Genomic DNA, 13,933 nt, shown 5'->3' with positions numbered 1-13,933 from the left:
GAATGTGTGGCAAGAAAAAAAAGAATTCAAAAGAATAGGGCTGAGCCCAAAGGACAAATAGTTACAAATAAAAGCTTGAAAAATAAAGAGGGAAGAGGTTTTGATTCTTTGAGCATAGATCCAACAAAGGTAGACAACCTTAATTTCAAGCAAGAAAAAACATACTATGACAACAATGAATTTATTCAAAGAATAATCTCTATTCCCATTCTGGATGCTGCCAAGGATGGAATAAAAATTCTTTTTGATAATGAGGGAGATCAAGAGAGGTTTAAAAACTACATCCAGGATAAAGACCTAGACATTGAAAAGCTCGCTATAAGAATGGGAATAATAAGCCGTAAACATGGAACCTCAATCATGTACGGAGTTTTCGATGAGTTGGGAGGAGCCTCTCTATCTGAGGATCTGGGAAGAATAACTGGAGTAAGAAAATTTAATGTCCAGGGGTCTAATGTCATCCAAGAGATTAAGTATAACGACGACTTTCTGAGTGAAGATTTTGGAGACATAAAAGTTTTGAAGCTTAGTAAGAAGCCTTTTGGGGACGTGGTGGTCCACAAATCAAGAGTCCACCTCCTCCATAATAGAGGGGGAAAGACAAAAAAAGGAACGGGCATCTCACAGCTTCAAAAGCTACGAATGGAGCTAATGATGACTCACACTATAAAATGGAGCCTGGCTGAGATTGCCTACAGACTTAACTGGATCTTCTTTAAGACAAAAAAAGCTGTGGCTGGCCAAGATCAGGAACAGGAGGAGTTCCTTAAAGATATCAATACCAAAACTCAAGCCTTTATAAGTAGAGAGGATGGTGTAGAGTCGATAAATGCTGGAACGGGTGTTAATCCAGTTAACTGGTATCAGTTTGTCATGGAAGTAATATCCTCTTGTACTGGTATCCCCAAGCAAAGGCTCTTAGGCCAGCAGAAAGGAGTTTTGGCAGCTGGCCAGGAGGATAGAGAACAGTATTTTCAGATGTTAGAAGTTACTAGAAAGAGAGATATGGAGCCTACCATTAACTTCATAGTAAAAAAAGTAGCTGAAGCAATCAATCTTGGAAAATATGAGATTCAGTGGGGAGACTTAAGAGCACTATCTGAAAAGGATTCTATTGATCTGGCTGATGCAAAAGTAGAACTTCTTAACAAGCTTATAGATGCCTTTAATAAGTTAGCAGGAACAAAGGGAAGAGAAACAGCTAGGGCAGCAGTATTTGAGCTTGCAAACTCCCTGGACTTTGACGAGGGAATGCTGGAGCAGCTCGCCAAGGTGACTGGACATGAATCTTGATTTATCTTTTGATGAGAAATTTAAAAAAGGCCTGCTTAAGCTTGTTGATGACTTTGGGGAGGATCTTATTGATACCCCAGGGACAGAAGAAGAGGTACTGGAGCAGCTTCAAAGTGACCACCAGGTTTCTGATGAAGAGAAATCTGAAGCCCTAGCACTTGTAGCAGCTTTATTCCTACAGGGAACCGAGGAGTTAAACACAGCGTTCCAGGGAGAGGTGGAGACGGTGGCTGAGGAATACTCACATGATGAATGGATCATAGGAGCTTATTCTGCAGCTATAGCAGCGAACCAATTCCACAAGCAGACTGTACTCAATAAGTTTATAGCTGCAGTGGCTGAGTTCAAAGATACGAGCAGCCTCACACACATAGATATAAAAATAGAAGTTGATAAAAGGATAAAGGAGTTTTTGACTCAGGCCGTGGCAGAGGGGAAAAAGGTTACTGAGGGAAAGATGGCTTTCTGGGCTTCAGATCAGACAGGAAACCTTGTGAGAGAAACTTCTAAGGGGCTTTTTAAAGCTAACGGGATGGAGTATTACATCTGGATGACCCAAGGGGATGACAAAGTTAGACCAGAGCATGATGCGTTGGGAGAAACGCTGAGAAAATGGGGCGAAGGATTGGAGCCTGGGGAAGATTGGGCGTGTCGTTGCTATCCTGTAGTTCCTACTAAAACCCAGATCTTAAAGTTTAAGAAGACCGGGAACAATAAAGTTTTATCAGCAGCTTAAGCGAAGTTCGTAAAACAAAAATATGCGAACTTCGATTATAAAGCTAATGTTTTCAATGGGTAGAGACCACCTTCTAAAGCGTGGACAGTTTTAAGAGGTTTTCCTCGGACAAACACCCTTAAAATTAATAAAAAGTACCAAAATTCAAGTACAAAAAAGGAGTTGAAATGAAGGTAAAAAAGTCGATTGAAATGAAGAATTTGAACTTGAGTGCTCTATCAGCTGTAAAAGAGCCCAATATAGAACTTGACTGGCTAGTTACCAAGGGGAAAACAAAGCAGCTTAAATTCATAGCAAAGTCTCAGATCCTTAAGGGAGAGGCAATTTTAAAAAGCCTTGGACTTGATAATATTGAGCTTGGCGAAGGAGAGCACCTGGCTGTTTCCTGTGCTTATCCAGCATACAAAGCTGATTATGATGATAACTTTGCAATCCCAGAGGAGATCGCAAAGGGTATTAATACCCTAGTTGAGTCAGGGAATATGGTTGATACAGAGCATAATTGGCAAGAGAACGAAGAGATTAAGATAATCAAGCATATTCAATTAGAAGAAGCTACTACCTACGAGGATGAGAAGGGGGAGATCCAGGAACTCGAGAAGGGCTCTTGGATTGCAGCTGCAATCGTAAAAGGGAACTCCTGGGAGAAGATCCAATCAGAGGAACTTAATGGATGGTCTATAGGAGGAATGGCAGAATTTGACGACCAGGATGTAAACCTTGGAGAAATAGCCAAGGATAAAAAAGGGTTTATCAATCTTATGAAGAGTATCTTTGGTCTTGAACCTGTAACTAAAGGGGTTCTTAGTGACCAAATAAATTCACAAAAGATTCTTGATACAGCTTCAGACCTCTGGTGGTCCTTACATGACATTCTCTGGTATGAGGGCGATATTCCAAAATTCAAGCAAGGTTTAGATGAATTTTCTGGCATTCTTGACAATTTAAGTTCACAGATGGAAGCTGGAGAAATTATTAAACATATAAAGAAATCTAAAAAAGCAGGAGGAGAAGATATGACAGAGCAAGAAATACAAGCACTAGTTAAAAAGTCAATGGAACCTTTAGAAAAGAAAATTGAAACCCTTGAGACTGAAAATTCAGAGCTAAAAAACAACCAGGCAGAGGTTGAGAAAAACAAGAAGAATGAGGCAGCACAGACTCAAATCAAAAAGTATATCGAGTTTGGGGAGTCTATGGGGCTTGCCAATGTAGAAATCGAAGGGGAACACACTCCAGGAGAAGTGGCCCTAGAGGTTCTTAAGTCTGTCAACATTGGCTCTGAAGATATGACAGAGGCACAAGCCGAAGCACGAATCGAAGCTGAGATCGATATCAGGAAGAGTGCAAGCACTTCGAATGTAAAGGTTGAAAAGTCTAAGCCAGGTACACCTGGAGGAGCCACTTTATCAGAAGTTACCAAAAGCATAAAGGAGGGGAAGTAATAAATGAAAATAGGAGCTGACAATATTATTTCAGGAATGCCAGGACAAACAGGATATCCGAGAGTAGATTCTCAGGAGCTTTCAGAGGGGGTTGTAGAGTTCGGAAGGGTTGTAATTCCAGGAACTACGGCCCAGCAGCTTAAGCCAATGGCTTTGGTTACAGACTCCCCTGTAGGGATTGCTCTGTTTGACAACTACGCTCAAGAGGTATCTGAGGCCGACCAGTATGGCGATGGGGTTTCCATGAGCTACAGGAAACAAGGGACAGTCAAGCTGAAGCTTGGAGAGGCTGTTGAAAAGCATGATCTTTTATCTGTATCTGCAGATGGGAAAACATTCTTTAAAAAAGATAATGCCGGTAAAGCAAATATACCAGCTAGAGCTCTAGAAAGTGGAGTATTAGGCGACATTATCGAAGTATACGTGGACTTTTTAACACTTTAAATTTAGGAGGGAATAGATGATAAAAGTAACTAAATCAAGCGGTGGAGGAGTAACAAGACTCGTGGAGCCTTTCAACTCTGCTCTAGAAACAAGCATCATGGAAAGACAAGGGAAGATCGATGCCAGGCTGCACATTCCACAGATAGATCCATCAAGGTTTAGAAACCTAACAGTCAGCAAAAAAACAGTAACATATCAAAAAGTGGATTACTCCGGTGAAGTAAAGGTTTCAGATGGCAGATCAGAGGACTTAGGAAGAATTAGGGCTTCAAAGAAAAAGCACATAGCTCACCTTCACTTCCTTGGAATAGGTGTCGAGCTAGGGCCGGATGAAGTAGATGCCATTGAGGGAGGAGACGTAATCCCTATTGCTGATACTAACAAAGCCGTAGACATCATTTTAAGAGCAGAGGATAAAGTGCTCTTCTCAGGGTATGCCCCACTTGGAAGAATCGGGTTAGCCAATCTTCCGGGGAGAAGAAGTTATTCTGTAGTTACTGGAGCCGCTGGATTTACTTGGGCCAAGAAGACTGGTCCTGAGATTCTTAAGGACGTTATAGAATCCATAGCTGACTTTAACAAGGATGGAAAGTATGAAGCAAATAAGCTTCTTGTAAATAGAGCTTTCTGGCCTAAGTTAAAAGAAGACTATTCGGACAAATCATCTGTAACAATAGAAGAGAAGATCAAGGCTCTTATCAATATAGAGTATTCCTACGGGGTAGTTGATGATTCTGGTGTTGAAGCTGTATCTCTAGTAGAAGAAGCTCCTGAGAACTATGGATTCATTGAAGTTGAGGCAGCTTCAGCTCAAGCTGAGTATCCAGACAAGAGAAAGACTGTTGTTCCTGTTGAAGAGAAGGTTTCTGAGGTCATCGGGTTCAATCCTGAAGCTGTAATGTATTTAGATGGTGTTAAATAATAAGGGGGAGCAGTAATGAAGAAAATTTTTATAAAATCCGGGGTAAAAGCTAACTTAACTGTGCCACAGGCAAAGATGGTCATCCCATTTGGGGCTCACACCGTGGAAGTATCGGAAGACCAGATCCAAAGTTTAGAGGAGTGGCTAAAGAACCCTTCTATCAAAAGAAGAGTGGCTAAAAAAGAGATTGAGGTCAGGTTTGAAGAAATCTCAAAGGAAGAGCTCAACTCTGAAGGCTTAAAGCTACAAGAAAAAGAGCAGCTTGAGGAGACCTTCAAGGAAAAGTACGGTTACATCTCTGCTTTGGCTGGAGAGGAGCTCGAGGCTCTGTATGAGGAGATTCTAGGCAGCAAGCCAGGAAACAGAACTGACGAAACTCGTAAGGATGAGATCGTGAAGCACTTGAGAGAAAAAGAGGGGCTGTAAGGAGGGGACATGGCAGCAGATAAAAATAACATCTTATCCATATATCCTGGGGCGAAGCATCTGCCTGAAGAGACCATTACATATTGGATCGGATATACAGGAAATAAAATATCCGACTGTATCCCTGAAGCTGAAAGAGACCATGCACATGGTCTCTTGGCTTCCCACTACCTTTATACAGTAGCTGATTCAGAAGGGCTGGCCAATGTAGAGAGCGTGAAGCTTAAGGATAAGGTAGAGAAAAAGTTTTACCGAAGAGGCGGTTTTAAATCAAAGGTTGAGAACAACTATGATTTAACACCTTATGGCCGTGCTTATAAGGAATTAATCGACTCACACTGCAATAGTAACGTTGGCAGCGATGAGAATAATAGCTTTTTAGTGAGATAGGAGGTAGAAAAATTGGCAAAAGTAAAAATAGTGGCCAGTAGAGACATCAACATCAATATAGGTCATTTAAAGCAAAAGCTAGAAAAAGATAAAGAAACCGAGGTCGAGCTTACAGATAGAGAGGTGGAGGTCATCCTGGTAAAGCTTGGTAAAAAAGAACCTATCTGCACTGAGATTAAAATAGGTGGTAAAACCCTGAAGGGTATCCTAGAAGAGCAGGAGAAAGCTAATGAAAGTAAAAGTGAAGAGGAAGCCAAACCAGAACCTAAGAAAAAGGCTGACAAAAAAAATTAATGTTAAGGTAGGGTATTTTGCTGAAGATAAAGGTAAAAGCCCTATCGACAACGAGGAGGGGAGCAGCTTTGATATGGTTGCCCTGGTTAATACTCTCAATGACGGGACCAACAGTGCCGGAAGGAACAAGAGGGTCAAGATCCCAGCGAGGCCTTTCATGGATATCTCAGCCATAAAGATAAGAAAGCAAGCCTTAGACACTGCCATCACAGGGATTAGGGCTGTTGTGAGAGAAGAAAAAACCATGAGAGAAGTAGGGAATCAGATCGGCAGAGATGGAGCAAGCACCATCAAGGCTGTTATAAGGGATACCGTTTCTCCTAGTAATAGCCCTGTTACAGTATGGCTCAAAGGGAAGAACGATCCTCTGGTTGACACCGGAGAGATGCAAAAGAGGGCTGGAGCAAAAGTTAATGGAGGAAAGACAATGAAGCTAGGTGATAAATCATGATACTGGTGGCTTATGACTACTTTAAGGAGTTCGAAGTACCTCTTTCCCTTATAAAAAAGACATATGAAACCGTAGCCTATAAGAATGTCAAAACTACAGTGTCTGAAGTCAATTTTAAAGCTATCAAGCTGGATCTTGACTCTGACATCAAAGAAGAACTTGGGCTTGTGGATGGAGGGTGTGAGCTACTAGTAAAGTTTGATTCTGAGGTTGTGGCAGATCTAAAGCAAGGGGCCGAGTTTAAGTATGGTGATAGATCCTACATTGTAGAAAAAATAGACCCTTCAGAGTATAGCGACTGCCGTTCTTTTATCTGTAAGGAGGTGATCTATGGATAACGAAACAGCTTGGAGGATCTTCTTCGGAGATCTTATTAAAAATATAACAGGGATTGAAAATGTGCTTGAAGATGGCAACGACCTACTTCCTGAACAAGAAAAAGTATATCCAAAGGTCAGATTTACTCTTACAGAGGTTGAAAAGAGCACCTCAAAGGTTGTCACAAGGGATAGAAGGATGCCTTCTGCAGATCCTGATTTCAAATATGACATTGAGAGGAGTTATATCTACACTCCTCTTTGGCTTTGCTCCATAAACATAGCAGACAAAGAAGAAAACAATTCTCTGGACAAGGTTGGGAGGGCGGTCCTGAATAGAAGAAGGATCCTTCAATATCTCCGAACCCATTACAAGGAACATGAGAACTTCGATTTCTATAAAAACAGCTCATTTAAGAGAGCTCCAGGAACAGACCTGAGCGGATACACGAACTCTCAGGCCTTATATCATAAAAAATTAAATATCGAATTTACCTTCTCAATCATAGATACAGACGTTATCGCTACTATTGAAAGGGTGGAGACAGATTATACAGTGAAGGAGGATTAAGATGTCACGATTTTCAAATACGCAGTCTATAGACAAAACAAAAATAATGGCCGGAGACGATCATTCTAAGGTACTTATCCTAGATATAGGAAAGGATATCCCCTATACAGAGTTCAAGGACCCGCAGGAGCTTATAGAGGGGGATACACCTCTTCTTGCAGTGACAGATGAAGCTTACAAGGTAGCGGTAGCCATGCACGCTCAGATCCCCACACCTAAGATAAAAGCTGTTTATGGGGAAGACAAGGCTACTTCCACCAACACCACAGCGGAGGAGATCTTCTTAAACCTTTATGAACAAGGGAAGGATAACTTTTCAGCTGTAACCAATGCTTTCTATGGCGTTGATGATATTAAGTCAGCTTGCAAGGTAGTGGCGATCAAGCCGATTACAGCTGTAATCCAGTTAGACAAGGGGACTTCCCTTACTGCAGCTAAAACACTTCGTCAGGAGATAAACCTCAAAAAGGTACTTCTTGTGATGACGGATAAAGATGATCACCTTGCCGGAAGAATATGCGGAGGGATATACCCTTTCTTCCCAGGCAGCCAAAATACAAATGGAATGGTTCTCCAGGGGGCTCAGATAGCCGGATACACCACTACAGAAGTGAACGAGATGGAAGCTCTAGGGATTGTGACATATGCCGTTGGAAGCAGATCCGGGGGGATCGACTACGGAGCTTGTACTCAAAGTAAGGGAACAGATGGGACATGGCACGATATAGCTATTGGAGAGCAGTGGCTAATCAAAGAGAATAATAGAAGAACTAATAACGAGATTATGAGTAACAAATCTATAGGGTATGACGATGATGGAACTTCAATCTTTACATCTGTAGTCCAGACCCTTGCTACTGAAGCTGTTATAGGTGGGTTTTTCCTTGGAAACAAAGATAAAACCCCTAAAGACTTCAAAATGGGAATCACACCTGTTGATGATATTCCTAAAGATACTTTAGGACAAAGGGTTTATAAGCAAAAAGCATCGGTAAGAGTTCTCAATAAGATTCACAAAGTAGAAACTGAATTTGAATTACTTAACTAAAAAGGAGGTAACAGATGTTTGGAACAGACGTAAATGATTTAGGAAACGTAAACATCGTCATAAGTGCTACCGGATTAGCCACAGTTAACCTAAAAAACCTTGATGATGATGGTTATACATATAAAACAGGATATAAGACGGAGAGTAAGACAACTACATCAGGCTTTACAGCCCATTCGGTTCAGAGGGAGCCAGGAAGTATTGGTTTTAACCTCCCAAGGGATTCAGACGAATACGATGCTATTGAAACTTTTATAAATGGTTGGTTTGAGTTGCCTAAAAGACCAGCGATCCAAATCGTGGTGAATGACAGGAACAACAATTCTACCGTAACAGGAATTAATATGGCTCCTGCTGGGGATCATGAGGGTGGTAGAAACAACTCGGCAGATCAAGGGTTTGGGTTAACGTTTAATGGAGTAGTTAAGAAAGCTCCAATTGGAGTATAGGGAGGATTAGTCAATGAGTGATACACAGAAAAAAAACAGCGTAGCTGAACCAATTGAAACTTACAGGCCTGGAGCAAATGTAAATATTCAGCTCGAATACTTCGGAGGGGAGAAAGATGATTTTACAGTTAAGCTCCCTGGCGGATTGGAGATTTTAGAGCTGAAGGAAGCAGCTCTTGAGGCTACTGCAGATGAAGATAAAAAGGATAAGAAGGTCAAGTTTAAGCTAGGGCTTAAAAAGGACTCGCTTATCATAAAGCTTTTCTTCGAGAACCATGTTGTTTCAGGGAGGAAGTCGATGGCTTCACTGTCTAAGGCTACTCCTAAGTGTCTCCAGGAGCTTTTAAGATGGATAGAGGATAACATTTTCTCTCAAATCCCCTCTGATACACCTGAAGAGGCAGACGAATAAAAAGACTGGAGCAGCTGAGTACAAGGTCGATTACGACAGGTATCTCAATTTATGTGGTCATTATAAATCGGTTGTATATGAACTGGCCAGAACTCAGAAAAGGACCCCGTGGGAGATAGAAGGTAGCGGCCCTCCTACTCCTTCCCAGGTTCTTGAGTTCTACTGTTATGTCAAGAAGGTTGCTGAGGAAGAAGAGAAGGGGAATGAAAATTAAAAAAGCCACCTAAATGGTGGCTTTGAGATTACTTAGTATAAAAAGGAAGCTTTTCAGGCTCGATAAACAGGTTATAGTTTTCAATATATTTTTCATATTGAGTTTCAGACAACATCATAGTAAGTATTTCAACTTCCATATTTGGATTACTATTACCAGCATTATTGGCTACAGCATAAGCTCCTGATCCTACTTTCATTCCAGGAAGATAGAAGTGGATAAAGTAGTTTTTGTTTTTATAGTTTTTCTCTTTGTAATCTTGTGCTAATCTCTGTAATTCTTTAGGTCCTGGGAACTTCCCGTCTTTTGTATAAACTTCAATATCAGCGGAATATTTTCCAGACTTCAAAATTTCCTCTGTCAACACTTTATGCTTTAAGAGGGCTGGTCGACTTACTGCAGAAAGGACTACTCCTACTAAGATAATACAAGCATAAAATATACCAATCCATTTTAATACTTTTAAGAATTTTTTCATAAATTCCTCCTTGGAGTTTATTTTTGGCAATTATAACAAATAAATCATTCAAATTCAATTAAAGGAGGTGTACATGTCTGACAGAGTTATAGAAAGTACTTATATAGAAGTAGAGTTAAATCTTAAGCCGGAAGAGTGGAAAAAGATTACTGAAGCTATAAAAAAGTTAAAGCTCCTTATGAAATCTATGGGGAAGGATACGGATAAAGTATTTTCCAATGCTGCAGGAGCTTTAAAATCAGTGTCAAAAAGTATTACGGCTGTTAAGAGAAACTCTACTCAGCTCACAAATACTCTTAATAAAGTAAACAGAAGTGCTGGACGATCTGTGGGTACTTTTGGCAGAATCTTTAAATCTGTTAGAAAAGTCAATACAGAGCTAGGCGACACGGAACGGAAATCTGGGAAATTTGCTGAATTTGCCAAGAGAGCCGGAGCAGCCTTAGCAGCTATTGGCATGGGTAAAAAAGGTGTAGAAACCTTTGCATCTTTGGAAGAGCAACTATTAAGAACTCAGATGATTATAGGTGCTTCAGATGCTGAGTTTAAAAAGCTGCAGGCTACTGTAGAGCAGCTGGGGAAGAAGACTCAATTCTCAGCTAAAGAGGTGGCCATTGCAAGTAAGCTCCTGGCACGAAGTGGATTAGATGCTAATAAAATAATGTCTACTCTTCCGGCTGTCCTGGACTTAGCAATCGCCACAGAGTATGATCTTGCAAATTCAGCCAGTGCAGTAACAGAAGCTATGGCAGCCTTTGGCTACGGGGCTAAAGATGCCTATAAAATAGTAGATATGTTTACTACAGCAACAAATAGAGCAAATATCTCTATGACAAGTCTTCAAGCTGATCTTAAAAATGTTCAGGCCAGTGCAGGAGGACTTGGAGTTACATTGGAAGATGTAACAGCCATGATAGCTCTCATGGGAAATCTCGGACTGAAGGGTGGAGAAGCAGGTACGGCTTTAAATAGTTTCTTTACAAGTATCAAGCAAAATGCTGAAGACGGATTCCTGAATTTCGGTGACTTTAAGATAAGGCTTACTACTGATGAGGGAGATCTCAGAGATGTAAATAAAATCTTCAGTGAAATCACTGAAAACCTCAAGGGGATGGGAAGCTTTGAAGCTGCACAAGCAGTAAGTGAGTTATTTAATGTACGTGGAGAGAAAGCTATTTCAACCTTTGTTAAGTTACTAAAAGAAAATAACAGCTCTCTGGAGGACTTCCGTAATCTGATCAGCAGCTCTGAAGGGGCAGCAAGAGAAAGTGCTGCAAAGCTAGAGGGAGCAACCTCAGGATCCTTAGCAAGGATAAGAGCTTCAATGGAGAGTATTTTCAAGTCTATAGGAAGCATAATGACACCTGTGGTCATTGTTTTAGATAACTTGCTTCAACTCTTGGCACTATTTGCAGACACCCTCGTGGGGAAAGTAGCTCTAGGAATAGGATTTACAGTCTTAGGGTTTGTAGCAATGGCTGGGGCAGGAGCAAAGGCTTTCACAATGTTAAAGGATGGTTGGGGAGCAGCCACAGACCTTATACCAGCTTTAAAAAAGCTCGGTGGAGTTATAAAGTGGAATGCTATCTGGAGTAAGGTTCTCACTTTAGAGTTCTGGCTTATAGCTGCAGCTGTAGTCGCATTCTTAGCTGTTGGCTATGACCTCTGGAAATTCTTTAAAGGAGGAAAAAGTTACATTGGAGAATTTGTTAAGGGATTCCAGGAATGGTATGACTCTTTAGGATATTTCCAACAACTTTTCTTAGACTGGATCACATTTATTCCAAGAGCATTTTGGGCTGTCGTGAAGAGTATTTTTAAAGGTGCTGAATGGCTCATAAACAAAGCTATGGCTCTTTTTGGGAAAGATACTCAAAAGAATTTGAAGGTAGCTGTTAATAGTGATGAAATGAAAAACCTTGATCTCGATGAAGTTCAGAAAAACATTAAAGTAGCCTCTGAAAGTGAGGAGCTTAAGAAAAAAATGAGTGAAAATTCTGAGGACACCCTTGGAATTGACTCTATCGATGGAACAAGCTTTACAATTCCACAAAACAAGAGTGTAACTGAAAAGCACTATCATCAAAAGAAGGTTGAGCTTCATCCTGGAGCAGTAGTTATCCAGGGGAGTGGATTAAGCGAGGAGCAGCTAGAAGCTGTCGTAAGGAAAGCTATAAGAGGAGAAATCGCAAGCGATGCAGCTGAATTGGGGGTAGATATGGATGACTAGAGAGTGGGAAATTAATTACGATATAGCTTTAGGGGATGTCTATTTCCATGCTTTTAGTTACTCTGTTGCCTCTGGGAACCAGTTCACACAAGAAGTTATCCCAGATAATTCAACACTTTCCGACCACAAGAAAAAGAAGCAAGTCGGGGTATCAATATCTGCAATATTCATTGGTGACGATTTCCAAAGCCGTTACGATGCTTTGAAAGAGCTAGAGGATTCAGATGATACCTACGACTTTTATGTAAGGCCTAAATTTGAAGGTGGGAAGAGAGAGTTTATAAGGAACTGTGGAATAGAAACAATCACCAAGGAGGTTGGTGCAGAAGAAAACTGTATCTACTGCACTATAGTTCTTAAACAAATCAGTAAGGGGTCTGTGGCTGTATCTAAGACCTCTTACGAGGCTCCTCCAGCTCCAGTTCCAAAGAAAGAGAAGAAACCTTCAAACGTAAAATTAGAGCCCGAAGTGCCTAGTGAAGTAGAGAAAGAAAAAGCAGTGGAAACTTTAACAGAGGAAAAGTATGGCGATACTTATCTATATAACTACGTAGATGACTACTACGATGGGGGAGCTGCTATCGATTACAATGGTGATGAATCCCTTGATTCAGGAGGTTTATTATGAGGTTAAAAATACCTTTTAAATTCAAAAATATAAAAACCACCTCTGAGAGAGTAAGGTTTGATTTTGCAGGCCATATTTTCAATATAGAGGTGGAATACCTCCCTTTCAGGCTTCATCATAATGGAGTAGAGGCGGGGGATCTGAAAAAGGAAGACGGAATCTTCTACATGAACTTTTATAACGAGGAAGGGGAGCTTGTAGAGGCTGGAAGGGCCATCTCACACTACGTTGACCTTTCAGATATGTATAAAAGAAAAATGGATATAGAAGAGGGCTTCAAAATAATGTGTATTCCTGTCTCACAGAAAGCTTTTAAAGCTGGAGAGGTAACTTATGAGACTATTACCTCCGGAGCTTCGATACTGGCGGTGGTGTAATGAAAGAATTATTTGGAAGATATAAAACTGTAGAAATCCAAGCAAGGAACAAAAAAAAGAATATTATCGATGTCACAAAAGCAAAAATAGAAAACAACACATTTAGAATAGACTTTGAAATAAACACCAAGAAAGAGGCGGACAGTAACTCTTGCTGGTTTAAGATATATAACCCACCTGAAAACTTTAAAACCCTCCTGGTCAAAGGAAACTCTGTATACTTGGAAGCTGGATATAAAAATAAATACGATAACATCTTCCAGGGAGTTATAGAGAAAGTTATTGTCGAGGACACAGAGGTGGACATAGTGAGAAAGGTGGTCTGTGCTACAGACAATAACCTCTGGTACAGAGAATATGTCTCTATCTCGCACGATGCAGGGTATCTGAGCACCATTCTTAGTGATATAACGAGTAAGTTTGGCCTCACATGGGCTATAAAGAAAATCAATAAGGATGTCTATTACGTTTATGGGAAAAGCTATTCCGGAGACCTTAAAACCTTACTGGCCACTCTAGCCGATGATTCTGGGTGTGAGTTCTATGTTTCCAATGGCCATTGTTATATGTATCCGAAGGGCGGCAAGGTTACTAAATCAATTGAAGTAAGTGCAGATACTGGCCTCAAATACATAAAGGAAAATGACGAGTATCTAGAGGGAGAGATGCTGCTAGATCATGAAATCAAAGAGGGAATCAAAGTTATAGCAGATTATAGAGAGAATACGTATGAGCTCATCGTCACAGAGGTAAGGTTTACCTCTAGTGATTCAGGCCATAGAGTATGGTTTAAAGGGAAGTGATAAGC

The 13,933-nt window shown here is 40.7% G+C and carries 19 protein-coding genes; 18 read left to right on the top strand and 1 reads right to left on the bottom strand.

Annotated features, from left to right (window positions below):
- Positions 1-6 precede the first annotated feature (6 nt).
- From QMG11_RS16435 to QMG11_RS16370, 14 genes are all read left to right on the top strand, one after another.
- Positions 7-1,293, top strand: coding sequence for an anti-CBASS protein Acb1 family protein (locus tag QMG11_RS16435; protein ID WP_281837410.1), 1,287 nt, complete (start codon positions 7-9; stop codon positions 1,291-1,293).
- Positions 1,283-2,029, top strand: a complete 747-nt coding sequence (locus tag QMG11_RS16430) for a putative phage head morphogenesis protein (protein ID WP_281837409.1) — start codon at positions 1,283-1,285, stop codon at positions 2,027-2,029. The genes QMG11_RS16435 and QMG11_RS16430 overlap by 11 nt, the downstream gene beginning before the upstream one ends.
- A 167-nt stretch (positions 2,030-2,196) precedes the next feature.
- On the top strand, positions 2,197-3,474 hold the full coding sequence (locus QMG11_RS16425) for an XkdF-like putative serine protease domain-containing protein (protein ID WP_281837408.1): 1,278 nt from the start codon (positions 2,197-2,199) through the stop codon (positions 3,472-3,474).
- 3 nt (positions 3,475-3,477) lie between these two features.
- Positions 3,478-3,918 carry a structural cement protein Gp24 gene (locus tag QMG11_RS16420; RefSeq protein WP_281837407.1) on the top strand — a complete coding sequence of 147 codons (441 nt, stop codon included), beginning with the start codon at positions 3,478-3,480 and terminating at the stop codon, positions 3,916-3,918.
- 16 nt (positions 3,919-3,934) lie between these two features.
- On the top strand, positions 3,935-4,840 hold the full coding sequence (locus tag QMG11_RS16415; protein WP_281837406.1) for an encapsulin: 906 nt from the start codon (positions 3,935-3,937) through the stop codon (positions 4,838-4,840).
- A 15-nt stretch (positions 4,841-4,855) separates the two neighbouring features.
- Positions 4,856-5,266: a hypothetical protein gene (locus tag QMG11_RS16410; RefSeq protein ID WP_281837405.1), complete on the top strand. Its 411-nt coding sequence runs from the start codon at positions 4,856-4,858 to the stop codon at positions 5,264-5,266.
- Positions 5,267-5,275: 9 nt separating this feature from the next.
- Positions 5,276-5,656, top strand: coding sequence for a DUF4054 domain-containing protein (locus QMG11_RS16405; protein ID WP_281837404.1), 381 nt, complete (start codon positions 5,276-5,278; stop codon positions 5,654-5,656).
- Positions 5,657-5,668: 12 nt separating this feature from the next.
- Positions 5,669-5,950, top strand: coding sequence for a hypothetical protein (locus QMG11_RS16400; RefSeq protein ID WP_281837403.1), 282 nt, complete (start codon positions 5,669-5,671; stop codon positions 5,948-5,950).
- Positions 5,886-6,401, top strand: coding sequence for a hypothetical protein (locus QMG11_RS16395; protein ID WP_281837402.1), 516 nt, complete (start codon positions 5,886-5,888; stop codon positions 6,399-6,401). The genes QMG11_RS16400 and QMG11_RS16395 overlap by 65 nt, the downstream gene beginning before the upstream one ends.
- Complete coding sequence (locus tag QMG11_RS16390) at positions 6,398-6,739, top strand: hypothetical protein (RefSeq protein ID WP_281837401.1); 342 nt, start codon at positions 6,398-6,400, stop codon at positions 6,737-6,739. The genes QMG11_RS16395 and QMG11_RS16390 overlap by 4 nt, the downstream gene beginning before the upstream one ends.
- Positions 6,732-7,289 carry a hypothetical protein gene (locus QMG11_RS16385; protein ID WP_281837400.1) on the top strand — a complete coding sequence of 186 codons (558 nt, stop codon included), beginning with the start codon at positions 6,732-6,734 and terminating at the stop codon, positions 7,287-7,289. Before QMG11_RS16390 ends, QMG11_RS16385 begins: the two co-directional genes overlap by 8 nt.
- Position 7,290: 1 nt before the next feature.
- A complete protein-coding gene (locus tag QMG11_RS16380; RefSeq protein ID WP_281837399.1) occupies positions 7,291-8,337 on the top strand; it encodes a hypothetical protein in 1,047 nt (348 codons plus the stop codon).
- A gap of 14 nt (positions 8,338-8,351) precedes the next feature.
- Positions 8,352-8,786: a hypothetical protein gene (locus tag QMG11_RS16375; protein ID WP_281837398.1), complete on the top strand. Its 435-nt coding sequence runs from the start codon at positions 8,352-8,354 to the stop codon at positions 8,784-8,786.
- Between the two features lie 13 nt (positions 8,787-8,799).
- Positions 8,800-9,198 (top strand): hypothetical protein, encoded by a 399-nt coding sequence (locus tag QMG11_RS16370; protein ID WP_281837397.1) that lies wholly within the window; start codon positions 8,800-8,802, stop codon positions 9,196-9,198.
- 242 nt (positions 9,199-9,440) lie between these two features.
- Here QMG11_RS16370 and QMG11_RS16365 read toward each other — a convergent pair whose 3' ends face one another.
- On the bottom strand, positions 9,441-9,890 hold the full coding sequence (locus QMG11_RS16365; RefSeq protein ID WP_281837396.1) for a hypothetical protein: 450 nt from the start codon (positions 9,888-9,890) through the stop codon (positions 9,441-9,443).
- Between the two features lie 73 nt (positions 9,891-9,963).
- Here QMG11_RS16365 and QMG11_RS16360 point away from each other — a divergent pair, with 73 nt between their 5' ends.
- Genes QMG11_RS16360 through QMG11_RS16345 form a run of 4 tightly spaced genes read left to right on the top strand, consistent with a single transcriptional unit; the run spans position 9,964 to position 13,928 of the window.
- On the top strand, positions 9,964-12,120 hold the full coding sequence (locus QMG11_RS16360) for a phage tail tape measure protein (protein ID WP_281837395.1): 2,157 nt from the start codon (positions 9,964-9,966) through the stop codon (positions 12,118-12,120).
- Positions 12,113-12,748 carry a phage baseplate protein gene (locus QMG11_RS16355; RefSeq protein ID WP_281837394.1) on the top strand — a complete coding sequence of 212 codons (636 nt, stop codon included), beginning with the start codon at positions 12,113-12,115 and terminating at the stop codon, positions 12,746-12,748. The genes QMG11_RS16360 and QMG11_RS16355 overlap by 8 nt, the downstream gene beginning before the upstream one ends.
- Positions 12,745-13,125 carry a hypothetical protein gene (locus tag QMG11_RS16350; RefSeq protein ID WP_281837393.1) on the top strand — a complete coding sequence of 127 codons (381 nt, stop codon included), beginning with the start codon at positions 12,745-12,747 and terminating at the stop codon, positions 13,123-13,125. Before QMG11_RS16355 ends, QMG11_RS16350 begins: the two co-directional genes overlap by 4 nt.
- Positions 13,125-13,928: a hypothetical protein gene (locus tag QMG11_RS16345; protein WP_281837392.1), complete on the top strand. Its 804-nt coding sequence runs from the start codon at positions 13,125-13,127 to the stop codon at positions 13,926-13,928. The genes QMG11_RS16350 and QMG11_RS16345 overlap by 1 nt, the downstream gene beginning before the upstream one ends.
- Positions 13,929-13,933 lie beyond the last annotated feature (5 nt).

The sequence above is a fragment of the Propionigenium maris DSM 9537 genome (assembly GCF_027925155.1).
GTDB lineage: Bacteria > Fusobacteriota > Fusobacteriia > Fusobacteriales > Fusobacteriaceae > Propionigenium > Propionigenium maris.
The sequence above is the reverse complement of the archived record's forward strand: the minus strand, read 5'-3'. Positions and strand labels throughout refer to the sequence as shown.

Coding starts and splice junctions, on each gene's coding strand:
- QMG11_RS16420 (WP_281837407.1), top strand. CDS start 3,478: ATGAAAATAGGAGCTGACAATATTATTTCAGGAATGCCAGGACAAACA.
- QMG11_RS16415 (WP_281837406.1), top strand. CDS start 3,935: ATGATAAAAGTAACTAAATCAAGCGGTGGAGGAGTAACAAGACTCGTG.
- QMG11_RS16430 (WP_281837409.1), top strand. CDS start 1,283: ATGAATCTTGATTTATCTTTTGATGAGAAATTTAAAAAAGGCCTGCTT.
- QMG11_RS16390 (WP_281837401.1), top strand. CDS start 6,398: ATGATACTGGTGGCTTATGACTACTTTAAGGAGTTCGAAGTACCTCTT.
- QMG11_RS16395 (WP_281837402.1), top strand. CDS start 5,886: ATGAAAGTAAAAGTGAAGAGGAAGCCAAACCAGAACCTAAGAAAAAGG.
- QMG11_RS16425 (WP_281837408.1), top strand. CDS start 2,197: ATGAAGGTAAAAAAGTCGATTGAAATGAAGAATTTGAACTTGAGTGCT.
- QMG11_RS16380 (WP_281837399.1), top strand. CDS start 7,291: ATGTCACGATTTTCAAATACGCAGTCTATAGACAAAACAAAAATAATG.
- QMG11_RS16365 (WP_281837396.1), bottom strand. CDS start 9,890: ATGAAAAAATTCTTAAAAGTATTAAAATGGATTGGTATATTTTATGCT.
- QMG11_RS16410 (WP_281837405.1), top strand. CDS start 4,856: ATGAAGAAAATTTTTATAAAATCCGGGGTAAAAGCTAACTTAACTGTG.
- QMG11_RS16355 (WP_281837394.1), top strand. CDS start 12,113: ATGACTAGAGAGTGGGAAATTAATTACGATATAGCTTTAGGGGATGTC.
- QMG11_RS16385 (WP_281837400.1), top strand. CDS start 6,732: ATGGATAACGAAACAGCTTGGAGGATCTTCTTCGGAGATCTTATTAAA.
- QMG11_RS16375 (WP_281837398.1), top strand. CDS start 8,352: ATGTTTGGAACAGACGTAAATGATTTAGGAAACGTAAACATCGTCATA.
- QMG11_RS16370 (WP_281837397.1), top strand. CDS start 8,800: ATGAGTGATACACAGAAAAAAAACAGCGTAGCTGAACCAATTGAAACT.
- QMG11_RS16360 (WP_281837395.1), top strand. CDS start 9,964: ATGTCTGACAGAGTTATAGAAAGTACTTATATAGAAGTAGAGTTAAAT.
- QMG11_RS16345 (WP_281837392.1), top strand. CDS start 13,125: ATGAAAGAATTATTTGGAAGATATAAAACTGTAGAAATCCAAGCAAGG.
- QMG11_RS16350 (WP_281837393.1), top strand. CDS start 12,745: ATGAGGTTAAAAATACCTTTTAAATTCAAAAATATAAAAACCACCTCT.
- QMG11_RS16405 (WP_281837404.1), top strand. CDS start 5,276: ATGGCAGCAGATAAAAATAACATCTTATCCATATATCCTGGGGCGAAG.